General features: G+C 70.8%; 18 protein-coding genes and 1 pseudogene. 11 read left to right on the top strand and 8 right to left on the bottom strand.

The annotated features are described in order from the left end of the window. Positions 1 to 137: 137 nt before the first annotated feature. From AMYBE_RS0139595 to AMYBE_RS0139585, 3 genes are read left to right on the top strand one after another with little or no spacing between them, the layout of a single operon-like run. Positions 138 to 1220, top strand: coding sequence for a LolA family protein (locus AMYBE_RS0139595; protein WP_020664952.1), 1083 nt, complete (start codon positions 138 to 140; stop codon positions 1218 to 1220). Then, positions 1217 to 2221, top strand: coding sequence for an ABC transporter ATP-binding protein (locus tag AMYBE_RS0139590; RefSeq protein ID WP_020664951.1), 1005 nt, complete (start codon positions 1217 to 1219; stop codon positions 2219 to 2221). Before AMYBE_RS0139595 ends, AMYBE_RS0139590 begins: the two co-directional genes overlap by 4 nt. Beyond that, positions 2218 to 3096, top strand: a complete 879-nt coding sequence (locus AMYBE_RS0139585) for an ABC transporter permease (protein ID WP_020664950.1) — start codon at positions 2218 to 2220, stop codon at positions 3094 to 3096. Before AMYBE_RS0139590 ends, AMYBE_RS0139585 begins: the two co-directional genes overlap by 4 nt. Before the next feature lie 9 nt (positions 3097 to 3105). On the opposite strand, the gene AMYBE_RS0139580 is transcribed toward AMYBE_RS0139585, so the two are convergent. From AMYBE_RS0139580 to AMYBE_RS0139570, 3 genes are read right to left on the bottom strand one after another with little or no spacing between them, the layout of a single operon-like run. Continuing rightward, entirely contained in the window at positions 3106 to 4113 is a 1008-nt protein-coding gene (locus AMYBE_RS0139580; protein ID WP_020664949.1) for an ABC transporter ATP-binding protein, read from the bottom strand. After that, positions 4113 to 5750, bottom strand: coding sequence for an ABC transporter permease (locus tag AMYBE_RS0139575; RefSeq protein WP_020664948.1), 1638 nt, complete (start codon positions 5748 to 5750; stop codon positions 4113 to 4115). Before AMYBE_RS0139575 ends, AMYBE_RS0139580 begins: the two co-directional genes overlap by 1 nt. Beyond that, on the bottom strand, positions 5726 to 6790 hold the full coding sequence (locus tag AMYBE_RS0139570; RefSeq protein ID WP_027928511.1) for a thiamine ABC transporter substrate-binding protein: 1065 nt from the start codon (positions 6788 to 6790) through the stop codon (positions 5726 to 5728). Before AMYBE_RS0139570 ends, AMYBE_RS0139575 begins: the two co-directional genes overlap by 25 nt. 165 nt (positions 6791 to 6955) lie before the next feature. Here AMYBE_RS0139570 and AMYBE_RS0139565 point away from each other — a divergent pair, with 165 nt between their 5' ends. Beyond that, the gene (locus AMYBE_RS0139565; protein WP_027928510.1) at positions 6956 to 7246 is read left to right on the top strand and encodes a 4a-hydroxytetrahydrobiopterin dehydratase; all 291 of its coding nucleotides are present in this window, start codon (positions 6956 to 6958) and stop codon (positions 7244 to 7246) included. A 523-nt stretch (positions 7247 to 7769) separates the two neighbouring features. On the opposite strand, the pseudogene AMYBE_RS43130 reads toward AMYBE_RS0139565, so the two are convergent. Further along, a pseudogene (locus AMYBE_RS43130) lies at positions 7770 to 7972 on the bottom strand (CopG family transcriptional regulator). Positions 7973 to 8130: 158 nt separating this feature from the next. After that, complete coding sequence (gene ychF, locus AMYBE_RS0139545; protein ID WP_020664942.1) at positions 8131 to 9213, bottom strand: redox-regulated ATPase YchF; 1083 nt, start codon at positions 9211 to 9213, stop codon at positions 8131 to 8133. A 114-nt stretch (positions 9214 to 9327) separates the two neighbouring features. Between ychF and AMYBE_RS0139540 the strand changes: the two genes are divergently transcribed. After that, a complete protein-coding gene (locus tag AMYBE_RS0139540) occupies positions 9328 to 10737 on the top strand; it encodes a DNA-3-methyladenine glycosylase 2 family protein (RefSeq protein WP_020664941.1) in 1410 nt (469 codons plus the stop codon). An 81-nt stretch (positions 10738 to 10818) separates the two neighbouring features. Next, a complete protein-coding gene (locus AMYBE_RS0139535) occupies positions 10819 to 11322 on the top strand; it encodes a methylated-DNA--[protein]-cysteine S-methyltransferase (RefSeq protein WP_020664940.1) in 504 nt (167 codons plus the stop codon). 241 nt (positions 11323 to 11563) lie between these two features. Here AMYBE_RS0139535 and AMYBE_RS0139530 read toward each other — a convergent pair whose 3' ends face one another. Both AMYBE_RS0139530 and AMYBE_RS0139525 read right to left on the bottom strand, forming a co-directional pair. After that, on the bottom strand, positions 11564 to 14527 hold the full coding sequence (locus tag AMYBE_RS0139530; protein ID WP_020664939.1) for an AAA family ATPase: 2964 nt from the start codon (positions 14525 to 14527) through the stop codon (positions 11564 to 11566). Continuing rightward, positions 14524 to 15678, bottom strand: coding sequence for an exonuclease SbcCD subunit D (locus AMYBE_RS0139525; RefSeq protein ID WP_020664938.1), 1155 nt, complete (start codon positions 15676 to 15678; stop codon positions 14524 to 14526). The genes AMYBE_RS0139530 and AMYBE_RS0139525 overlap by 4 nt, the downstream gene beginning before the upstream one ends. Before the next feature lie 239 nt (positions 15679 to 15917). Here AMYBE_RS0139525 and rmuC point away from each other — a divergent pair, with 239 nt between their 5' ends. Next, the gene (gene rmuC / locus AMYBE_RS0139520) at positions 15918 to 16832 is read left to right on the top strand and encodes a DNA recombination protein RmuC (protein ID WP_020664937.1); all 915 of its coding nucleotides are present in this window, start codon (positions 15918 to 15920) and stop codon (positions 16830 to 16832) included. A gap of 837 nt (positions 16833 to 17669) precedes the next feature. Then, positions 17670 to 18566 carry a DUF6542 domain-containing protein gene (locus AMYBE_RS0139515; protein ID WP_027928509.1) on the top strand — a complete coding sequence of 299 codons (897 nt, stop codon included), beginning with the start codon at positions 17670 to 17672 and terminating at the stop codon, positions 18564 to 18566. Positions 18567 to 18804: 238 nt separating this feature from the next. Here the strand turns inward: AMYBE_RS0139515 and AMYBE_RS0139510 are convergent, their stop codons facing one another. Beyond that, positions 18805 to 19815 (bottom strand): 4-hydroxy-3-methylbut-2-enyl diphosphate reductase, encoded by a 1011-nt coding sequence (locus tag AMYBE_RS0139510; RefSeq protein WP_020664935.1) that lies wholly within the window; start codon positions 19813 to 19815, stop codon positions 18805 to 18807. 150 nt (positions 19816 to 19965) lie between these two features. Here AMYBE_RS0139510 and AMYBE_RS0139505 point away from each other — a divergent pair, with 150 nt between their 5' ends. The 3 genes from AMYBE_RS0139505 to AMYBE_RS0139495 are packed head-to-tail and all read left to right on the top strand — an operon-like array spanning position 19966 to position 22228. After that, entirely contained in the window at positions 19966 to 20595 is a 630-nt protein-coding gene (locus tag AMYBE_RS0139505) for a lipid droplet-associated protein (protein WP_020664934.1), read from the top strand. Beyond that, complete coding sequence (xseA, locus tag AMYBE_RS0139500; protein WP_020664933.1) at positions 20592 to 21851, top strand: exodeoxyribonuclease VII large subunit; 1260 nt, start codon at positions 20592 to 20594, stop codon at positions 21849 to 21851. Before AMYBE_RS0139505 ends, xseA begins: the two co-directional genes overlap by 4 nt. Then, positions 21848 to 22228 carry a hypothetical protein gene (locus tag AMYBE_RS0139495; protein ID WP_020664932.1) on the top strand — a complete coding sequence of 127 codons (381 nt, stop codon included), beginning with the start codon at positions 21848 to 21850 and terminating at the stop codon, positions 22226 to 22228. Before xseA ends, AMYBE_RS0139495 begins: the two co-directional genes overlap by 4 nt. Positions 22229 to 22250 lie beyond the last annotated feature (22 nt).

Genomic DNA, 22250 nt, shown 5'->3' with positions numbered 1-22250 from the left:
CGTGCAGCTGACGCGCGTACTCTCAGCGCCATCTCAGCCGGGCGGGCCGAACATTCAGGGGTATCTCAGTGTCGGCGGGGGAACGTCTGCACCAGGGATCCGGGCACACCGAGCCCGGGAACACAGGGAGAGACGAGATGGAACCGAAGAAGAAGGCCATCACCGCGGCCGTCGTCGGCACCGCGCTCGGCGTCGGGGGGCTCGTTGTGGTCGCCATGCCGGCTTCGGCCGGCAGCGCGCCGAAGCTGCCGCAGGTCAGCGCCGAGGAGCTGGTGCAGTCGGTCGCTGCCGCGAAGCCGGCCGCGTTCGACGGCACGGTGACGGTGAGCAACGACCTCGGCCTGCCGGCCATGGCCAACGCGATGCCGGGGGCAGGCGCGCTCAACGTCAACTCCGCGCACGTGTACAGCGACGGCGCCAAGAACATGAAGGTCGCGCTGACCAAGGGGACCGCACAGGAGACGATCGTCCACACCGGCAACACGGTGTGGGACTACAACTCCCAGACCAACAGCGCGACGAAGACCACCATCCCGGCGGACGTCGCGACCAAGCACGGCATGACCGACGGCAAGGCCGCCGACCCGGCCACCGCGGCCAAGGAACTGCTGGCCAAGGTCCGCGAGAGCAGCAACGTCGCGGTCGACGGCACCGCGACGGTGGCCGACCGGCCCGCCTACGAGCTGGTCCTCACGCCGAAGCCGACCGAGCGCACGCTGCTGCGCGAAATCCGGATCGCGGTCGACTCGCAGACCCGGATGCCGCTGCGGCTTTCGGTGCTGAGCAACGGCACCACCGCCCCGGCGCTGGAGCTGGCATTCAGCCAGATCGAGTTCGCCCCGCAGCCCGCCGACCTGTTCGCCTTCACCCCGCCGAAGGGCGCGAAGGTGACCGAGAAGCAGGCCAAGGTCGACGACAAGACCAAGGCGCTGGCGAACGAGGCCCAGGCGAGCACCAAGTTCGTCGGCGACGGCTGGGACACCGTGGTGACCGGCAAGGTGCCCGCGGACATGCTCAAGGCGCAGCCGGCCCAAGGCGAGCGCAAGGGGATGGACCCGCAGAAGATGCTGAGCCGGTTCGGGAAGCGGGTCAGCGGCACCTGGGGCAGCGGCTACCTGTTCACCACCAAGGTGGGCGGCGCGGTCCTGACCGACGACGGCCGGTTCGCCGCCGGCGCGGTCCCGGAGCAGGTGCTGTACGAAGCGCTGGGCGCGAAGTGACGAGCACTGCGGTCGAAACCGGGGCGGGCATCTCGGAAGAGGTGCCCGCCCCGGCGGTACCGCTCGCCGCGCGCACCCGCGGGCTGCGCAAGGTCTACCGCAGCACGGTCGCGGTGGACCACGTCGACCTGGACGTGCCGGAAGGCTCCGTGCTCGGCATGCTCGGGCCGAACGGCTCCGGCAAGACGACCACCATCCGGATGCTGCTCGGCCTGGTCCGGCCGACCGAGGGCGAGGTCGAACTGCTCGGCCGGAAGATGCCGGACGAGTCGGCGCACGCGCTGCCGGACGTCGGCGCGCTGGTCGAGGGACCGGGATTCCATCCGTTCCTCTCCGGCCGCGACAACCTGCTGCGGTTCGCCGCCGCCGAGCCGCGGCTGGCCTCGTCGGCGATCCCCGAAGCGGTGGACGCGGCGCTGGAGCGGGTCGGGCTGACCGTCGCCGCGCGCCGGCGGTACAAGGGCTATTCGCTCGGCATGAAGCAGCGGCTCGGCCTGGCCGGCGCTCTGCTGGTGCCGCGCCGGATGGTCGTGCTCGACGAACCGACGAACGGCCTTGATCCGGCGGGTACCAGGGAGATCCGCCGTATCATCGCCGATCTGCACGCGGCGGGCACCACCGTGGTGGTGTCCTCGCATCTGCTCGCCGAGGTGGAAGCGACGTGCACGCACGTCGCGGTCCTGCAATCCGGCACCGTGGTCGCCCAGGGGGAACTGGCTGACCTGCTGGAGTCGGGGAACGCCGCGCTGCTGGTGCGCACGCCGGACGCCGAACGGGCAGTGGAAGTGCTGCGGGAGAACCGGATCGGCGCGCGGCTGACTCCGGACGGGGTGCGCGCCGATCTCACCGTCACGCCCGCGCCGCGCGTGCTGCAAGTGCTGGTGCAGGACGGGGTCGAGGTGCACGAGGCGACTCGCGCGCGCACTGGCCTGGAGGACCTGTTCGCCCGGCTGACCGAAGGGGAATCGGCGACCGGGGACGATTCCGAGGGGGACGCATGACGACCGCAGCGATCTCGGTTCCGGTGAGCCGGACCGGTCACGACACGGTGCCGCTGTCCCGGCTGGTCGCCGCCGAACTGCGCTGGATCTTCCGGCGACCGCGCACGCTCGCCGTGCTCGCGCTGCTGGCTCTGGTGCCGATCGTGGTCGGCATCGGCCTCACCCTGGTAGACCGAAGCGTCGGTTCGAACGCGCCGTCCGACAGCGGCGCCGCGCTGCTGGTGTCCGCGGTGAACAACGCGCTGGTGCTGCCGATCGCCTCGATGGTCATGACGCTCACGCTGCTGCTGCCGCTGGCATCCGCGATGGCGGGCGCGGACGCGATCGCCGGCGAGGCCGCGCACGGCACGCTGCGCGGCTGGCTCGTCGCGCCGGTGAGCCGTGGCCGGTTGCTGGCGGTCAAGGCGTTCGGCGTGGCCACCGTGTCCGTCGTCGCCGTGCTGGCGATGGCGTTCACCGGCGTCACCACCGGACTGATCATCGGCGGCACGGACTCGCTGTTCACGCTGTCGGGCACCACGTTGTCGCTCGGCGAAGCGCTGCTGCGGATCCTTCTCGCGGGCGGCTGGATCGTGCTTCAGATGTGGGCGGTCGGCGCGGTCGCGCTGGCCGTGTCGAGCTGGACCGAACACCCGATGCTCGTGGTCGCGTCGGTGCTGGCCGGGAACATCGTGTTCACCATCCTCGGCTTCCTGGACTCGCTGAAGTGGCTGCACCCGTTCCTGCTCACGCAGAACTGGACGCTGGCGCCCGCCGACGTCCTGCAGGACCCGATGTCCACGACGATGCTCGGCGAAGGCGCGATCCGCGCGGCCTGCTACATCGTGGTCGGGCTTTCGCTGGCCTACGCGCGCCTGGTCACCCGGGACGGCTGACCTGGGGGTTCAGCCCACCACGGCGATCCCGTCCGGGTCCGGCACCAGCCGGACGGGATCGCCGGCCCGGAAATCCGCCCCGGCCGGCGCGACGGCGTCCACCGCGACATCGCCGCATCGGACGACCAGCCGCAGGTGCTCCCGCCGGTGCACGGCGGCAGTCACCTGTCCGGACACGCCCTCGTCGGCTGCCTTGAGACCGTGCGGGCGCAAGCCGAGCCGCACCGGCCCATCGTCCACTCCGGACAGTTCCACCGTGCCGAGCGTCGTCCGCACGACGCCGTCTTCCGCCTCGCCGTCCAGGAACGCGGTGACGCCCAGGAAGCGCGCGACCTCCTCGTCCACCGGCTCGTTCCACACCGCGCGGACCGCGCCTTCTTGCCGGATCTCGCCGGCGTCGAGCACCGCCACCCGGTCTGCGAGCGTGAAGGCTTCTTCCTGATCGTGCGTCACCAGCAACGCGGTGATCTTGCTGCGCCGCAACAGGTCCGCCAAGTCGATCGCCAGCTGCTCGCGCAAGCCCGCGTCCAATCCGGACAGCGGTTCGTCCAGCAACAGCAGCCGCGGCTCCGGTGCCAGTGCACGCGCCAGCGCCACCCGCTGCGCCTGCCCGCCGGACAGTTCCGTCACCCGGCGCCGCTCGTAACCGGTCAGGCCGACCAGGTGCAGCAGCTCCTCGACCCGTGCCGCGTGCCGCGCCCGCGGGATGCCGTGCATCCGCAGGCCGAACGCGATGTTCGCGGCGACATCCCGGTGCGGGAACAGCTGCCCGTCTTGAAACACCAAGCCGAATTCGCGCTTGTGCACCGGCACGTCGGCGAGATCCTCGCCGTCCCACGATACCGAACCGGACGACACTGGCTCCAGCCCGGTGATCGCGCGCAGCAACGTCGACTTGCCCGAGCCGGACGGACCCAGCAGCGCGAGCACCTCGCCGTCGGCGATGTCCAGGCGAGCGTCGCGGACCGCCGCGAAGGATCCATAGTGGACAGTCAAGTCCCGTACGGTCAGCGCCATCAGAACTCCCCGACCGTGTTGCGTCCGCGAACCGAGCCGAACCGGTCGATCAGCGCGACCGCCGCCACCGTCACCACCATGAGCAGGGCGCACGCGGCGTACGCCATCTGATTGTTCAGCTGCCCTGGCCGGCTGATCAGCGTCGCGACCGCGACCGGCAGCGTCGGCGCGTCCGGCCGGGCGAGGAAACTGGTCGCGCCGAACTCGCCGAGCGCGACCACGTAGCCGAAGCCCGCGGCGGCCACCACTGATCTCGCGACCAGCGGGAAGTCGATCTCCCGCCACACCCGCGCCGGGCTCGCGCCGAGCGTCGCGGCGGCCTGGCGCAGCCGGATGTCGACCGCGCGCAACACCGGCAGGATCATCCGCACCACCAGAGGGATGATGACCAGCGCCTGGGCGAACGGCACCAGCAGCGGCGAGGTGCGCAGATCGCCGGGCAGCGCGTCGAGCGTCACCAGATAACCGAACCCGACGGTCACCGCGGACACGCCGAGCGGCAGCATCAGCGCGACGTCCATCGTCTCGCCCATCCCCCGGGCAAACCTGCCCGGCGAACGGCGCAGCGCCACGAGCACGACGCTGGCGACCACCCCGACCGCCATCGCCAGCAACGTCGCGTCGGTGGCCGCGGCCAGCGAGTTCTTCGCCGCCAGCCAGCCGGATATCTGCAGCGAGTCGTTCTCTCCGGTGGTGTTCAGCGCGCGGTACCCGGCAAGGCTCCAGCCGTCCGAAGCGGACACCGACTCGGCCAGCAGCGCGACGATCGGCGCGATCAGAAGGCCGATCACGGTGACCGCGGCGCCGACCATCCACCACTCGCCGCCGCGCGGCCGGCGCGCGGTGACCCGCGCCGACTTCAGCTTGACCGCGTTCTCCCGCTTCCGGCGGGCCACCGCGCCGATCACCAGCGTGGCGACCACGGCGGCGAACTGGATCAGCGACAACGCGGACGCCCCGGACAGGTCCAGCAGATCGACCGTCCGCAGGTAGATCTCGGTCTCCAGGGTGCGGTAGTTGCCGCCACCGAGGATCAGCACCACGCCGAAGCTGGTCGCGCAGAAAAGAAACACCACCGCCGCCGCGGACGCGACCGCCGGGGCGAGCGAAGGCAGCGTCACCGAACGAAACGCTCGCCACGGCGAAGCTCCGAGCGCACGCGCCGCTTCCGCCGCGCGCGGGTCGAGATGCGCCCACAGACCGGCCACGGTCCGCGCGACGACCGCGACGTTGAAGAACGCGTTGGCCAGCACCAGCGGCAGCACGCCGCCGTCCGGCCAGATCGCGCGGAAAGCCAGCCCGACCACCACGGTCGGCAGCACGAACGGGACCAGTACGATGGTGCGCGCCAACCCGACGCCCGGCAGCCGGACCCGGGCCAGCAGGTACGCCACCGGCAGCCCGGCGAGCACCGCGACCATTGTCGACGCGCCAGCGCTGACCAGCGTGAACCCGGCGAGCCGCCAGGTCCGCGGGTCGCCGAGCACAGTGTCTGCTCCGCCGGCCGAAAAGCCGCGGCCGACGATCGCGACCACCGGCCAAGCGAAGAACACCACCAGGAACGCGACCGGCGCCAAGCCGAGCAGCGTGAGCCCGATGGTGCGCGCGGAGATCACGCGCCCATGAGCGAGCGCCATTCCCCGATCCACTTCTCACGACCGGCCTGCACCTTGTCCGCGGGCAGGGTGGCCGGGTTCTGCGGCAGCGGCGCCGCAGTAGCCCAGCCGGCGGGCAGGTCGACGCCCTGACGCGCCGGGTACACGTACATGTTCCCTGGGACAGTGGTCTGGAACTGCTGCGACAGCAGGAAGTCGACCACCTTCTGCGCCTGCGGCACCTGCTTGCTGTTGGTCAGCACGCCCGCGTACTCGACCTGCCGGAAACAGGTGTCGAGCAGCGCCTTCGTGCGCGGCTTGCCGTCGTCGCCGACCTCCGCCGCGGGCGAGGAGGCGTAGGAAATGACGATCGGCCGCGGACCCTTGCCGGACGAGCCGGAGAAGTCCTTGGTGTAAGCCTCTTCCCAACCGCTGACCGTCTTGAGCCCGTTGTCCTTCAGCCGCTTCCAGTAGTCCGGCCAGCCGTTCTCGCCGTACTTCGCGACCGTGCCGAGCAGGAAAGCCAGCCCAGGCGACGCGGTGGCCGGGCTTTCCGCGACCGTCAGGTCCTTGTACTTGGGGTCGGCGAGGTCGTCGTAGGACTTGGGCTCGGGCAAGCCCTTGCTCGCGAAGTAGCCGGTGTCGATGTTCACGCACACGTCGCCGACGTCGACCGCCGCCAGCCGGTGCTGCGGATCGACGGAGTAGCGCTGCGGGCCGCGGTCGGCCTCCGGGCTCGTGTACGGCTGAAAGACGCCCTCGCTGAGCGCGCGCGACGCGAACGTGTTGTCGACGCCGTACGCGACGTCGCCGATCGGGTTGCCCTTGGTGAGCACGAGTTTGTTGGTGAGCGCGCCGGCGTCGCCGGACTTGAGAATCTTGAGCTTGATCCCAGACTGGCGCTGGAAGGCGTCGAGCACGTCCTGCGGGGCGGCGAACGAGTCGTGCGTGACCAGCGTGACGGTCGGGGTCTGCTGGTCGGAACCCGCCGATCCGCCCTGGTCGCTGCTGGACAGCGAGCAGGCGCTGGCGAGCACCGAGACCGTGGCGAGTCCCAGCACCGTGCGGACGGTCCGCGGCATCATTCTTACCCTCCTGCACTACGCCGGGTGGGAGGGCAAAGGCCTCCCTGCGCCGGCATGATCCGGATCCAGGTGCGAACGGTCGCGGGCCTGGCACGCCCGCCTCTCAGCCCGGCGTACCGGACTCCCGTGGCAATGCCGCAGCGTAGCCGACACCATGGAGTGATGACTCAGCTATTGAGCGACTCGGCGGTGGACCAGGCTCTCGGCACCGTCCCGGAGTGGCGGCGCGAAGGCGACAACATAGTGCGGACGGTCGAACTGCCGTCCTTCCCGGCCGCGATCGAGGCGGTCGACCGGGTGGCCGAGCTGGCCGAGGCGGCCGACCACCACCCGGACATCGACATCCGCTGGCGGACCCTCACCTTCCGGCTCAGCACCCATTACCTGGGCGGCTTGACCGACCGCGACTTCGCGCTCGCCCGGCAGATCGACGAGGTGCTCACAACGCGCTGACCAGGCGTGATGTCCGCCACGACGGCATAACCGAGCTCCGGCCCGCGCGTCTCCCCACCAGGACGTGAGAAAGGAGCCAGGATGATGCAGGCACTCGTGGTGGGAATGGGTTCGTTCGCTCTGATGGTGGCCGCCGCGGGCGGGGTGCTCTGGCACACCGCACGCACCCGTCGTGATCTCGATCACAAGCGGTAACAGCAGGCTAGATCAAGGCGCTATCCCAGCGGAATCATCGGCACTCGCCCCGCTAGGACTCGCCATGAACAGCACGTCTGCCCAGCTCACCGCCGCACAGCGCGCGTGGGTCTCGGTGTTCGCGACCGCTTTCGTCCTCGCCGCGATGATCGTGCTGGGGCTGTTCGGCTGACCGTCGGTCGGGACAGCGGGAACGGTCCGGCAAACCCGGACCAGACGGTCCCGAAGCCAGCGATACGCACCGGGGCATCACCAGCGGATCGCTACTGCTGCACGCCGGGTTCGGTGGCCAGCGTCAGCAAATCGTCCGGCGCGAGGTATTCGAGGTTCACTGGGCCAGGCGGTCCAGGAGCGCGCCGTAGCGCGAGCGGCCTTCGGCCGACAGCGCACGCACCCAGTCGTCTCGGACCGTGCGCGCGACCGCCTCAGTGATCGCTCGCACCACGGGCTCCTGCTTGCTGACGCCGAGCCCTCCGCGAGCCTGGCCAGCGCACGTTCTTGCTCCTCGCGCAGCCTCGACGTCATTGCCATGCCATCCGTGATACCAAGCGGACTAGCTGATCCGAAACCTGTTCCGATGGTCGCTGGGCGTGGTGTTCAACGCCCGCCGTCATCGTCGACCCTCTGTCGAAACACCGACCGGGAGGTGCCCCTGAGGGCATCGCCCGGTCGGGTTCAGCGGCCTGCCGTCAGACGTTGAAGCGGAACTCGACCACGTCGCCGTCGGCCATCACGTAGTCCTTGCCCTCCATGCGGACCTTGCCTGCTGAGCGGGCCGCCGCCATCGAGCCGGCTTCGATCAGGTCGGCGAAGGAAACGACCTCGGCCTTGATGAAACCGCGTTCGAAGTCCGTGTGGATCACGCCGGCGGCCTGCGGGGCGGTCGCACCCTTCGGGATGGTCCAGGCGCGGGATTCCTTCGGGCCGGCGGTCAGGTAGGTCTGCAGGCCGAGCGTGTGGAACCCGGCGCGGGCCAGCGCGTGCAGGCCCGGCTCCAGCTGGCCGACCGACTCCAGCAGTTCGCGCACGGACTCCTCGTCGTCGAGCTCCAGCAGCTCGGCTTCGACCTTCGCGTCCAGGAACACCGCGTCCGCCGGCGCGACCAGCTTCGCCAGCTCTTCGCGCCGGGCCTCGTCGGTGAGGACGGCCTCGTCGGCGTTGAAGACGTACAGGAACGGCTTGGTGGTCAGCAGGTGCAGCTCGCGCAGCTCGGCAGTGTCGATCTCCTTCTGCGACTGGAACAGGGTGCGCCCGGAGTCGAGGATCTCTTTGGCCCTCTGCGCGTTCTCGAGTGCCGGCCGCGCTTCCTTCTTGGTGCGGGCCTCTTTTTCGAGCCGCGGCAGCGCCTTGTCGAGCGTCTGGAGGTCGGCGAGGATCAGCTCGGTGTTGATCGTCTCGATGTCGGACATCGGGTCGATCCGGCCGTCGACGTGCACCACGTCCGGGTCGTCGAACACCCGGATGACCTGGCAGATCGCGTCGGACTCGCGGATGTTGGCGAGGAACTTGTTGCCCAGCCCGGCGCCCTCGGACGCGCCCTTCACGATGCCCGCGATGTCCACGAAAGACACGACGGCGGGCACGGTCTTCTCCGACCCGAACACCTCTGCCAGCTGGTCCAGCCGCGGGTCCGGCAGCGGCACCACGCCGACGTTCGGCTCGATCGTGGCGAACGGGTAGTTCGCGGCGAGCACGTCGTTGCGCGTCAGCGCGTTGAACAGGGTGGACTTGCCGACGTTGGGCAGGCCGACGATACCGAGGGTCAGACTCACGGCCGTTGAGTCTACGTGCCGCGCGGAGGTCGGCTCCGCCCTGGTGAGCGAACCGGCAGCGTGGTGTCGGATTTCCGCCAGTCGGGTCTCTCACCTGCTGGCATCATCGACCGTATGGCTACCTCGACCCTGCCGATCTGGCGCGACACGGAGCGCTGCTACCGCGCGGTGACCGCTCGCGACCAGCGGTTCGACGGCCAGTTCATCATGGCGGTGCGCACCACGGGCATTTACTGCCGCCCGTCCTGCCCGGCGCTGACGCCGAAGGCGCAGAACGTCCGCTTCTACCCGACGTCCGCGGCGGCGCAGGCCAGCGGCTACCGCGCGTGCCGCCGCTGCCTGCCAGATGCCGTGCCCGGATCGCCGGATTGGAACGTGCGCGCCGACCTGGCGTCGCGCGCCATGCGACTGATTTCGGACGGCCTGGTCGAGCGCGAAGGCGTGCCCGGTCTGGCGAGCCGACTGGGCTACTCGGAACGTCAGCTGGGCCGTGTTCTGACCGCCGAACTCGGCGCCGGACCGATCCGGCTGGCCCGCGCGCACCGGGCCCATTCGGCGCGGCTGTTGATCGAGATGTCGCAGCTGCCGCTCACCGATGTCGCGTTCGCGGCCGGGTTTTCCAGCATCCGGCAGTTCAACGAAACGATCCGCGAAGTGTTCGCGACGACGCCGTCGCAGCTGCGCGCGGCCAGTCTGCGCCGCGGAAAACGAGAGGAACCAAGCGGCGCGACGCGGCTCAGCCTCCGGCTGCCGTTCCGCGCCCCGTTCGATGCGGCCAGCGTGCTGGACTACCACATCAGCCGCGCGTTGCCCGGCATCGAAGCGGCCAGAGACGGCGGTTACGGCCGAACGCTGCGCCTGCCGCACGGCCCGGCATCGGTGTGGGTCAGCCCGCGCCCCGGCCATGTGCAATGCGACCTGGCGCTGGCGGACCTGCGAGACCTGAGCAGCGCGGTCACTCGGGTGCGTCGGCTGCTCGACCTGGACGCCGATCCGGAGGCCGTCGCCCGTGTCCTGGCCGCGGACGAGGCCCTGGCACCACTGGTGGCCGCGACTCCCGGCATCCGCGTGCCCGGCGCGGTCGACGGTCCGGAAGTCCTGCTCCGCGCCTTGCTGGGCGAGGCCGCCGCGGATGTCGTCGCACTGGGCGAGCCTGTCCCGCCCGCGGCCCCGCCGATGGACGCACTCACGACCCTCTTCCCGACCCCGCAGGCGATCGCCGACGCAGACGTGAAACCCCTGGTGAAGACGGTCGCCGCGGCGATCGTCGCCGGGGATCTGGACCCGCACATCGGCCGCGACGCCGACGAACTGCGTGCCGAGATGCTCGCGGCGGGCGTCGACTGCGGCACGGCGGACTATGTCGCAATGCGCCTGCTGGGAGCACCGGATGTGTTGCTGACCGCCGACCCTGCCGTGCGCCGGGGCGCGGCGGAGCTGGGGGTCGACCTGACGACGTCAGCTCGCGGGTGGCAGCCGTGGAGTTCGTACGCCGGGATGTACCTCCGGTCGCACGCTGCCTGACCGGCTTGCCTTTGTTCGCCCGTGCCCCGCTCTGTCCGCCGCGCTCACCCTGTTTCGTGACCACCTGAGGAGAACTCCCCCGTGAACACCGCGTTCTGGTCCACTGTGGACACCAAGATCGGCCCCTTCACCGCCGTTGTGGCCGGCGACGGCGCTGTGCTGGCCTCTGGCTGGACCGGCGAGGTCAGCGATCTGACACCGCTCATCTCGCCGTCCCTGGCCCCGACGGCCCTGGTCGAACGCCGAGACCTCGGCCCAGTCACCACCGCCATCCGCGACTACCACGGCGGCGACCTCGACGCTGTCGCCGACATCGAGGTACGCCAGCGTTCTGGCCCGTTCCGCGAGCACGCCTGGGAGATGCTGCGGAAGGTCCCGGCCGGCAGCCCGGTGAGCTACGCCGAGTACGCCACCCTCACCGGCAACCCGTCCGCCGTACGCGCTGCCGCGTCAGCCTGTGCCCGCAACGCCGCGGCACTTTTCGTGCCCTGCCACCGAGTCGTCCGCACCGGCGGAGCCATCGGCAACTTCCGCTGGGGCATCGACGCGAAGCGGTGGCTCCTGCACCACGAAAAGTCCGCCTGACGCGGCCGGGCAGCTCTGGCCGTCCGGCGTCTGGCGGTCCGAGTCGCCGCGCGCCGGGGGTCCAGCGGTCCGAGCCGCCCGGACGGCCAGCTGGACAAGCCCGAATCACCGGCTCAGCCGAGATCCCTCCACCGGGTGCCGTATGCCAGCCGTCTGGGCTGGATCGCAGCCGCCCGTTCCGCAAGCCGCCCTGCCCCGGTCAGCCTCTTCCGCAGCCCACCGGCCGCGACCACCGATCTCCTCAAGCCGTCTGCAACTCCACTCTCGACCCGGTGCGCGACTTCCGCACTCGCAGCCGCGTCGGAATGCGCTGGCGAAGTTCCTCGACGTGCGACACCAAGCCCACCACGCGTCCGCCCGCTCGGAGTTCGTCGAGGATGTTCATCACCACGTCCAGCGTTTCGGCGTCCAAAGTGCCGAAACCCTCGTCCACGAAGAGCGTGTCGAGCAACGCTCCGCCGGTCTCGCCCGCGACCACGTCGGCCAGCCCCAGCGCCAGCGACAGCGACGCCAGGAACGACTCGCCGCCGGACAGGGTTTTGGCCGGCCGGATCGCGCCGGAGTAGTCGTCCAGTACGTCGAGGCCCAGGCCGCCTCTGGTGCCGCGTACGCCGGCAGCGTCCGAGTGCACGAACGAATACCGCCCCTGGCTCATCGTGCGCAGCCGCGCCGTCGCCGCGAGCGCGACTTCTTCCAGCCGGGCCGCCAAAACGTACGACCGCAACGACATCTTCCGCGCGTTCTGCCCTCGCCCGTTGACCACTTCGGCCAGTGCGCGCAGTTCCGCGTGTTCCTTCTCCAACGGGCCCAGCTCCGCCAACGCGTCGCCCATCCGCCCGGCCAGCTTCACCAGTTCGCGATGCTGCGCCGAAACCGCTTGCTGCGCGGCGAAAGCGGCGTCCGCTCTGGTGCGCGCCTCCTGTGCCTTCTCGGCCAGCGGCGCGACGACAACCTCGTCCTCCGGGCCGATCCCGAACAGCTCCGGCTGTGCGAGCATCTCCCGTGCGCCGGCGGCCATCGCGTCCGCCTCGGCTAGGCCCTGTTCGAGTTTGGCGATCTGCTCGTCGTTCCGTACCGCCGCGCGCATCTCCTCGATCGTCGAGAACCCCTTGGCATGCAGGGAGATCTCCACCAGATCTCGCTGCTCCGCAAGCCGGACCTCCGCACCCGAGACCGCATTGTTGGCTTCGGCGGCCGCGTCGAGTGCACCCGCGAAGGTGAGCAGGTGCCGCCGTCGAGCCGGCACGTCCGGGAACTCGCCCCGGCCGGTCAGCAGCCGCTGCTCGCGCTCGGCCATCCGCTCGGCCAACGCCCGGATCTCGCCGTTCGCCTCGGTGACCGACCGCTCCGCCAGCCGCCGCTGTTCGGCAGCCTGCTCAGCGTCCCGCTCCAGCTCAACGACCTTCTGGTCCAAACGGTCCTTGCGCTGCGCCTGCGCGGAAAGCTCCGCGACCGACGTGCGGGCCTGGGCGAGCGCCGCCGCGATCTCCTCGGCGGTGCGTCCTGCCAGTCGTTCGCGCAAGGCGACAACACGCGCTTTCGCCTCTTCCAACGCGGACACGACCCGCTGACGCAACGCCGCAGCCTGCTGCTCGGCTTCCTCCGCGGCGCGTTCCTCCGCCGGATCGACGAGCCGTGCATCGTGGTTCGCCGGAGCCGGATGCTCCGCCGATCCGCACACCGGGCACGCCGCTCCGGCAGTCAAGCCAGCGGCAAGCTCGGCGGCCATGCCCTCGAGCCGCCGTTCGCGAAGGTCGAGCCGCCGTTGCCGGGCAGTCTGATGCGCGTCGATCACTTCGCTCAGCTTCGCTTCGCCGCGCGCGACCCGCGCCTCGGCCGGCGGCAGCTCCTCAGCAGTCCGAGCAAGCGCCGCCAGGTCTTCGACCCGAGACTTGGCACCGTCCAGTTTCGCCGCGGCTTCCCCGGCCGCCGTCGCCGCTGCCCGCGCGGCCACGATCAATTCAGGCAGTTCAGTCAGCCGTTCGGCCAGCCCCGCGACACGCTCGGCTGCCTTCTCCGCGGCTTTTCGCTGCTCCGCCTGACGTTGTTCGTCGCGCTGCTGCTGCCGAGCTTCCGCGACCAGTTCGGCAAGCGCACCGGCCTCTTCCCGGACGGCACCCGCCCGCTCGCGCAGGTCGGCGACCGTCAGCCCGGCACCGTCGAACTCCAGGTCGGCGAGGTCCCGGATCCGGTCGGCCGCCAGCGCTTGCGCATCGCCGAGCTCAGCGGTGCGCCGATCCATCAGCTCGGCTTCGGGCAGCACCGCACCGGCCCGCCGCGCCGCCGCGATCTCCGCCGTCCAGCCCGCGCGTTCGGTTGCCTGCTCGGCAATCTGCGCGAGCCGGGTATGCGCGAGTCGGACCCGGCGGATCTTGTCGGCATCCTCCTCGGCTTCGCGCAACGCGGATTCGGCTGCCTTGGCTGCCGCACGTGCTTGTGCAGACTCGGTTTCCGCCGCTCCGGCCCGAGCCGCGACCTCGGCCAGCACCGTTTCCGCCCAAGCTGCCTGGTCTTCTTCCGGCGGTTCCTGTTGCGCCTCTTGCGCATAGCGCGCGAGCAGCTCACGAACTTGTTGCTGCCGCTGCTCCAGTGCCCGGCCACGTTCGGCGCGCAAATCCGCGAACCAGCGTTCCACGTCCGAGAACCGCTCGGTGCCGAAAAGCCGTTCCAACAGCTTCTCGCGCTCGGTGGTGTCGCTGCGGAGGAACTTCGCGAACTCTCCCTGCGGCAAGAGCACGACCTGGAAGAACTGCGCCGCGGTCATGCCCAGCAGCCGCTCGACGGTGCGGGCCACCTCGTCGATGCGGATGCTCCCGTCCGGCGGCAGCCCGGCGGGCGGTTCGCCGACCCAGGTCAGGGAAACCCGGGCCTGCTGTGTGGTGAACCCGTCGCCGCGTTTCTTCGGCCGCAGGTATTCCGGACCGCGCACGATCCGCAGCCGCTGCCCCTGCACGGTTAACTCCAGCACGACCTCGGTCCGCTGATCGGGCTCGGCGAGATCGCAGCGCAACCGCTTGACGTCGCCGCGCGCGCCCGGAACCACGCCGAACAACGCGAACGCGATCGCGTCGAGCAGCGTGGTCTTGCCGGCGCCGGTGTCGCCGTGGAGAAGGAACAGGCCGTCGGCGCCGAGCGCGTCGAAGTCCACCACCTCCCGGCCCGCGTACGGGCCAAAGGCTTCCACCTCCAGCAGATGCAGTCTCACAGCTTCTCCACCGCCGCCCGGTTGGCCGCTTCGAGCGCGAGATAGACGAGTCGTTCTTCCTGTTCGTTCGGCGGGGCGCCACGGCAGTCGTCGAGGAAACTGCGTGCGATCTCGATGTCGCTGCGGCCGCGCACCGCCTCGGCATACTTCAGCTCGGTGCCGGCCACCCCGCCGTCGGGTCGCCAGTCCATATGCACCGCATAGGGAAAACGCTCCCGCAGGGAACGCATCGCATCGACCGGCCGCACCCGGTCGGTGACGGTGATCGACAGGAAATGCTCGCGCCACTGGTCGTGGTCCGGGTCCGAAAGCAGCTCCGCCAGCTCCCCGGACAACGTCGCCAAGGGACGCGGGACGGGCAGCTCGTGCCGGCGAACCGCGGCCAGACCGGCCGCGTCGAGCTCCACCAGCCATACCGATTTCCGTTGCCGCGCCTCGGAAAACGAGTAGGCAAGCGGACTGCCGGAGTACCGGAGGTGCTCCGCGAGCGTTTGCGGACCGTGCAAGTGCCCGAGCGCGACGTAATCCACGCCGTCGAACACCGAGCCGGGGACCTGCTCGACGCCGCCCACGGCGATGGTGCGCTCGGACTCGCTGGCTTCGCCGCCGGTGACGAACGCGTGTGCCAGCACGACGGATCGAGTGCCGGGCCGATCGGCCAAGTCGGCGCGCACCCGCCGCATCGCCTCGCCGAGCACGCCGGTGTGGCCGCGCGCCTCCGGCACGCCCAGCGCGTGCCGCGACGGCTCGGGTTCGAGATACGGAATGCCGTAGAACGCCACCTCGCCGTGTTCGTCCTTCAGCACAACGGGTTCCGCGAGGCCGGCGACGGTCGCGCGCAGGTGCAGACCGCCGGCCGCCGCGAATTCGGCGAACGCGCCCAGCCGCGCGGCCGAATCGTGGTTGCCTGGCGTGACCACCAGCTCCGCGCCCGCCTGACGGATCCGGGCGAGCGCGGCCGTAGCGACGCGGACGGCCTCGGCGGACGGCACCGCGCGGTCGTAGATGTCACCGGCCACCACCACGACGTCGACCGACTCGCGGTCGACGAGTTCGGCGATGTGCGTGAGGACGGCCTCCTGTTCGGTGAGCAGATCGGCGCCGTGGAACGTGCGGCCGATGTGCCAATCGGAAGTATGGAGGACTCTCACGGCGACCACGTTAAGAGCTGACGCCGACGAATTGCCGCAGGCACGCCGGTAGCCCACTCGAACGTGTGTACGAAGCCGATCAGGGTGCCTCCGACATGCCTCGGACACGCCCAGCCAAAATCGACGAAGCCGCAGGTCAGCTACGCAGCGCGACCGGACGGGCCGGTTTTTGTCGGTGCTGTCCGCCATGATGTCGAGCGTCCGAACACCCGAGCTGGCCCGACGGAAAGGAGGACCGGGTGGAGACGGTGATCACTACCGCGGCCGTCGTGCTCGCGCTGCTCCTGTGCGTCGCGGTCGTCGCGCTGTGGCGGCTGTACAACGACGGAATGCGCCGAGCCGACGCAGCCGCCCGGCTGGTGGTGGCGGAGCGCGCGAAAGGCGACCAGCAGCAGCTCGCACTGCGCCGGTACGAGGTGGCCTTCGCGTCGATCCACGGCCGCGGCGAGCTAGGCGAACAGGTGCTCGTGGAAACCGCGCGCGCACTGGGGCTGCGGGAGGGACTGCACTTCACCCTGCAGACGGATCTGGGCGGCGGCGGAAGCGCGAAGCCCGACCTGGTGCTGAATGTCGGCGGGGGCCGGGCCGTGCCGGTCGACGCCAAGGCAAGCATGGCGATCTGGGCCGAAGCCGTGGAGACCGACGACCCGGAAGAACGGCTCGACGCGCTGCGCGTCCACGTCCGGCAGCTGCGCTCCCGCGCGGCGGAGCTGGCTGGCAAGGGCTATCAGCGCTGGGCCGACGCGATCTACGGCACCGTCATGTTCGTCCCGTCCGACGCGGCCGTGGTCGCCGCCCTCGACACTGATCCCGAACTGCTGCGCTGGCTCATCGACCGCCGCGTGTTCCTGTGCGGCCCCACGGGATTCGGAGTGCTCGCGTCGGCGGCGCTGTTCGCCGCCAGCGACCGGGCGCTCGTCGAAGACGTCGAACAGGTACGCGCGGGTGCCGCTGCCGCGCATCGGGCAGCGGGCAATGCGGTCGAGGCGCTGAACTTGTCGTCCACGCATCTCCAGCGCTTTGTTTCGGCCCGCCGGCGCGAACTGGAGGCGCTCGAGGCGTTCCGCGCGACGGTCGCGCCCCTCACCGACGCATCCGGCAGCCCGACGCCGGTGCCGCAGCTTCGGAAGGGAGACGAAGTGACAGCTGGCTGAGGCGGCAACTGGTTGAAGCGGCAGCCGGTTGACGTGGCGACTGGGCGAAGCGGCGGCCGGTTGGCATGGCGACTGGGCGAAGCGGCAGCCGGTCGACGTGGCGGCGCGACAGCCGCAGGCTCGACGGTCGCGATCGGACAGTCGGCGGCAGCAGGCGGACCGGCGACGCAGCCGGCTAGGCGGACCGACCGAGCGGGCGGCCTGGGCGCGGGCTTCGAGGTCTGCGAAAGGCCCCTTGCGGGAATCTAATTCCCTCCAGGAGTCCTTCACCGACCCCGGGACAGGACGTGCGGGCGAGCGCGATCGGATCGGTGACCACACCGAGAGCCCCGCACCAGACGACCCGGCGGCAGCCGCCGCGGCGCTGGCCTGCCGGTGACGACGCCGAGATCGGTCCTTACCGCCCAGAACCGATGGTGGTGTACAGATTGGACACTGCCGGTTCAACGGGCGAAAGGGCATGATCCCGATGCCTCCGGGGCAACGTCGAACCGGTGCCGCCGGCAGGTTCCGGCTGGCGGGACGTCAAGTTCGGGTCAATTCCGGTGCCGCGAAACGTTCCGGAACGACACCGCGGGACACCGCCGTCGGCGGGGACGGCGGGTGGCATAGCCTGGAGCTAGCACCAGGCGAAAATCGGGCAGTCGAACCATACCGTCGGTATGAACGCTGGTCAGAGGGCTTGCCCACGAACTGCTCGATGGGCGGACCGCGCCGAGACGGCCGTGCGCCGAGTACCGTTCGGCAGACCGAAATGTCATGCGGTCGAGTGGCTGCTTCGTGCTGACCTCGGCAGTGCCAACAGGATCGTGACAAGTACGGGCTACGGTGTGCCTCGTGACCGCGATACGCGATCGCCAGAGCGATCCTGATGCCGATGACGCCCCCGTGCCCTGGGACGAGCGTCTCGTTGTCGGCACGCGGCGCGGCTTGCCCTGGTGGGCGGCCGTGCTCGTGGGCTTCGGCTTGGCAGTGCTCGGCGCCATCATCGACGAGAAGACCAAGGGCAGCTTCGGCTTCGTCTTCAAGGCCGCCTACTTCGTCGGGGCCGTGGCCGCGGTCGCCGCGGTGCAGAGACGCGCGCTGTTCGGTCCGATGGTGCAGCCGCCGCTGGTGCTGGCCGTCACCGTGCCCGGCGTGGTGCTGATCTTCGGCGGCGGCTCTTCCGGCGGCGGCAGCGACACGCTGTCGAAGCTGGTCAACATCGGCCAGCCGCTGATCGACGGCTTCCCGACGATGGCGGTCACCACCGGCGTCACGCTGCTCTTCGGCTTCTTCCGGATCTACCGGGAGCGCGACCCGAACGCACCGGTCAAGATCAAGGGCGGCAAGCCGCCGCGGGACCAGAACGACGACCAGGCCGCCGACCGTCCGCGTTCCCGGCCGCCGGCTGCCCGCACCGGGCAGACCCCGCCGCCGGGCAACCGGCGGCGCCCGCCGCGGGACCGTGACCTCGACGCACCGCCGCCGAGGCGTCCGAGGCCACCGGCCGATCCGGGTGCGCGGCCGCGGCGCGAGCCGCTGGACCCGAACGCTCCGCGCGGGACACGGAAACCGCCGCCCGAAGGGCGTCGCCCGCGGCCGCCGGAGGGCGACCCGCGCCGCCGGGACCCGCGTGGCGAGAATCCGCCGCCGCGGCGCCGGCCCCGGACGGAGGAGCCGCCGCCCGGACGGCCGCGCCCGCCGCGTCGCGAACCGCCGCGCCGCCAGCGCCCGTGGGATGGCGAGGGCTGAGCAGCACCACTGAACCGAACGCACCGCGCATTCGCCCGGACGGCACCAACTGAGCCATCAAGCGGAGACGCGCGCACCACCCGGCACAACGGCCTCGGACGGAATCGTCCGAGGCCGTTGTGCGTCAGCGCCTCTCCCCGGGCCTCCCCACCGGCACGCAAACGACAAAGGCCGCCGACCCCCTCGAAAGGGATCGGCGGCCTGCGCCGTCACCCACGTCAGCGGCGGAATCAGCTGCTCAGGACTCCGCCTTAGCCGCCTTGCGCAGCTCCTTGGGCAGCGCGAACGCGATCTTCTCGTTCGCCGTCGTCACTTCGTCCACCTGCCCGTACCCGCGCTCGGCCAGCCAGGCAAGCAGGTCCATCACCAGCACGTCCGGCACCGACGCGCCCGAGGTGACCCCGACCGTCGACACGCCTTCCAGCCACGCTTCGTCGACCTCGGTCGCGAAGTCGATCAGATGCGACGCCGAAGCACCGGCCTTGAGCGCGACCTCCACCAGCCGCTTCGAATTGGACGAGTTCTTCGACCCGACCACCAGCACCAGATCGCACTCCGGCGCCATCGCCTTCACCGCGACCTGGCGGTTCGTGGTGGCGTAGCAGATGTCGTCGCTCGGCGGGTCGGCCAGAGTCGGGAAGCGCTCGCGCAGCTGGTCGACGCGCTCCATCGTCTCGTCCACCGACAGCGTGGTCTGCGACAGCCAGATCACCTTCGACGGGTCGCGCACCTCGACCTTGTCGACGTCCTCGGCCTTGTCGACCAGCTGCACCTTCTCCGGCGCCTCCCCGGCGGTGCCCTCGACCTCTTCGTGGCCCTCGTGGCCGATCAGCAAGATGTCGTAGTCGTCCTTGGCGAACCGGTTGACCTCTTTGTGCACCTTCGTGACCAGCGGGCAGGTCGCGTCGATGGTGCGCAGGTTCCGCTCCGCGGCCTCGGTGTGCACCGCGGGCGAAACACCGTGCGCGGAGAACACCACGAGCGCGCCCTCGGGCACCTCGTCGGTCTCGTCCACGAAGATCGCGCCGCGCTCGCGCAGGGTGTCGACCACATGCCGGTTGTGCACGATCTCCTTGCGCACGTAGACCGGCGGTCCGTACAGCTCCAGCGCCTTCTCCACGGCCACGACCGCGCGGTCCACGCCAGCGCAGTACCCGCGCGGCTTCGCGAGCAGCACGCGTTTGGCGGCGCCGGACCGGGGGATCGTCGGGGTACCGGCGGGTTCGGTTCCGGGACTCGCAGAAGTCATGCCTTCAGGGTACGGGCCGCCTCGGTGCGGGGTTGAGGTCCTCGATCGGATGACCGCGGCGGCCGTTCGAGCTGTGCCGGGCGTCACGTCCGGTGCCCCGCGCCACCCGTTCGGTTGGGCAGACCGGCCCGGATACGGCACGCTGGACCCATGAAGTCACTCCCGCTCCCCCTCCGGGTCGCCGCGGGCCTCGCCGTCACCACCGCCGAGCGGGTTCGTGAGCTCCCGAAGCAGCTCACCGGCCTGCCGGTCACCGTCGTGAGCCAGGTGCTGCAGCTGTCCATGCGCGTCCAGCAGCAGGTCACTGAGCTGGCCATCAAGGGCGACGACGCGCTGTCGATGCTGCGTCCGGTCGAGGACACGCCCAGCTGGGCGACCTTCGACGAGGACGCCGCGCCCGACCTCGCTCCGCCCCGTCCGACGCTCGTGCCGGTCCAGGACCTGCCCGAGCCGTACTCCAACGGCCACCGCTCGACGCCGCCGGACCTGTCCGCCGTCGACGACGACCCGTGGGTCGAGGAGACGCGTGCCCTCGCGGAGGAGCACGCCGAGGGCGAGAACGACAGCACCGGCCCGGCGGGGCTGCCGGACTACGACGGACTCACCCTGCCTCAGCTGCGGGCGAGGCTGCGGCGGCTGACCGTGCCGCAACTGGAGGAGCTGCTCGAGTACGAGAAGGCCAACGCCGACCGGGCGTCGTTCGTCGGCATGCTCGCGCGCCGGATCGGCAACGCGCGCAAGGCCGAGGAACAGCCAGGCGACCCCGCGGAAGGCCAGTGAGCAACGACCCCGCGACCAGCGCGGAGAATCCGTGGCCGGTCCGCACCGTCGCGCGCAAGATCGGCGACTGGATTCACCGGCTCGGCGACGTCTGGGTCGAAGGCCAGGTCACGCAGATCAACGCGCGGCCAGGGACGCAGACCGCGTTCCTGACGCTGCGCGATCCGTCCGCGGACGTGTCCATGTCGGTCACCTGCCCGATGTGGCTCATCCGCGAACTGGCGACGCCGCTGCGCGAAGGCGACCGCGTGGTCATCCACGCCAAGCCGTCGTTCTTCTTCGGCCGCGGCACGCTGAGCCTGCGCGCCGACCAGATCCGCGCGGTCGGCATCGGCGAACTGCTGGCGCGCATTGAGCGGCTGCGCAAGCTGCTGGCCGCGGAGGGCTTGTTCGCCCGGGAGCGCAAACGGCCGGTTCCGTTCCTGCCCAAGGGAATCGGGCTGATCACCGGGCGCGCTTCGGCGGCCGAGCGCGACGTGCTGGTGAACGCGCAGGCACGCTGGCCGCACGTGCTGTTCAAGGTGCTGAACACCGCGGTGCAGGGACCGCAGGCGGTGCCGCAGATTCTCCGCGCGCTGTCCACGCTGGACAAAGACCCGGACGTGGACGTGATCGTCATCGCCCGCGGCGGGGGCAGCGTCGAGGACCTGCTGCCGTTCTCCGACGAGGCGCTGTGCCGAGCGGTCGCGGCCGCGGGCACGCCGATCGTCAGCGCGATCGGGCACGAGCCGGACACCCCGCTGCTCGACCACGTCGCCGACCTGCGATGTTCCACGCCCACCGACGCGAGCAAGCGGATCGTGCCGGACGTGCGCGAGGAAACCGCACGGGTCCGGCAGATGCGCGACCGCGGCCGCCGGGCGCTGCACGGCTGGGTCGACCGGGAGACCCGGCTGCTCACTCAGCTGCGCAGCCGCCCGTCGCTGGCCGATCCGCTGGGTCCGATCGAACGCCGCCGCTCGGACGTCGAGATGCACCGCGAGCGCGGCCGTCGCGCGATGCTCGGACTGCTCGCGAAGGACCAGGCCGAGGTCGCGAACGCGCGCGGCAAGCTGGCCGCGCTCGGCCCGGCGGCGACGATGTCGCGCGGCTACTCAGTCGTCCAGTTCACCGATTCCGCAGGCAACCTCCAGGTGCTCCGGTCCGTCTCCCAGGTCGAGGACGGCGCGAAGCTGCGCGTGCGCGTCGCCGACGGGGCGGTGCACGTCGTCGCCGAATCCGTCGAACCGACGAACCCGGAAGGAGACCGGACGTGACCCACCGGGCCCCGGCGTTCCTCCCGCTCACGGTGGACGCCGCCGCCCGGCTTCGCGCCGAGCGTCTGCTCCAGCAAGCCTGGGCCACCGACCACGCGGCCGGCGAATGCTGGACCGCGCTGCTGGCCGGCTGCGGATCGGCCGCCCGGGTCGGGCTGGCCCCGCAGCTGCGGCGGCTGTCGGAGGCGACGTCCGAGCACGTCGGATCGCGCTGGTGGTTCGCCGAGGGAGCCGGTCACCGCCGCCGGGTGGCAAGCGCGCAGGAGAACCTGGAAGACGCGATCGCCGACGGCGACGGACAGGAGTTCGCGCTGGCGTTCGTCGGCTACGACCACGCGATGGCCAGCGCGGTGGTCGCCGTCCGGCAACGGGTCTGACCAGCCGCGCCGAACATGACAG

The organism is Amycolatopsis benzoatilytica AK 16/65, from assembly GCF_000383915.1.
In the GTDB taxonomy this organism is placed as follows: domain Bacteria; phylum Actinomycetota; class Actinomycetes; order Mycobacteriales; family Pseudonocardiaceae; genus Amycolatopsis; species Amycolatopsis benzoatilytica.
This window is presented reverse-complemented; position numbering and strand designations above follow the sequence as displayed.

Bases quoted from the DNA above. Each gene is read 5' to 3' on its own strand.
- AMYBE_RS0139595 (WP_020664952.1), top strand. From the start codon at position 138: ATGGAACCGAAGAAGAAGGCCATCACCGCGGCCGTCGTCGGCACCGCG.
- AMYBE_RS0139585 (WP_020664950.1), top strand. From the start codon at position 2,218: ATGACGACCGCAGCGATCTCGGTTCCGGTGAGCCGGACCGGTCACGAC.
- AMYBE_RS0139580 (WP_020664949.1), bottom strand. From the start codon at position 4,113: ATGGCGCTGACCGTACGGGACTTGACTGTCCACTATGGATCCTTCGCG.
- AMYBE_RS0139575 (WP_020664948.1), bottom strand. From the start codon at position 5,750: ATGGCGCTCGCTCATGGGCGCGTGATCTCCGCGCGCACCATCGGGCTC.
- AMYBE_RS0139570 (WP_027928511.1), bottom strand. From the start codon at position 6,790: ATGCCGCGGACCGTCCGCACGGTGCTGGGACTCGCCACGGTCTCGGTG.
- AMYBE_RS0139565 (WP_027928510.1), top strand. From the start codon at position 6,956: ATGACTCAGCTATTGAGCGACTCGGCGGTGGACCAGGCTCTCGGCACC.
- AMYBE_RS0139540 (WP_020664941.1), top strand. From the start codon at position 9,328: ATGGCTACCTCGACCCTGCCGATCTGGCGCGACACGGAGCGCTGCTAC.
- AMYBE_RS0139510 (WP_020664935.1), bottom strand. From the start codon at position 19,815: ATGACTTCTGCGAGTCCCGGAACCGAACCCGCCGGTACCCCGACGATC.
- AMYBE_RS0139505 (WP_020664934.1), top strand. From the start codon at position 19,966: ATGAAGTCACTCCCGCTCCCCCTCCGGGTCGCCGCGGGCCTCGCCGTC.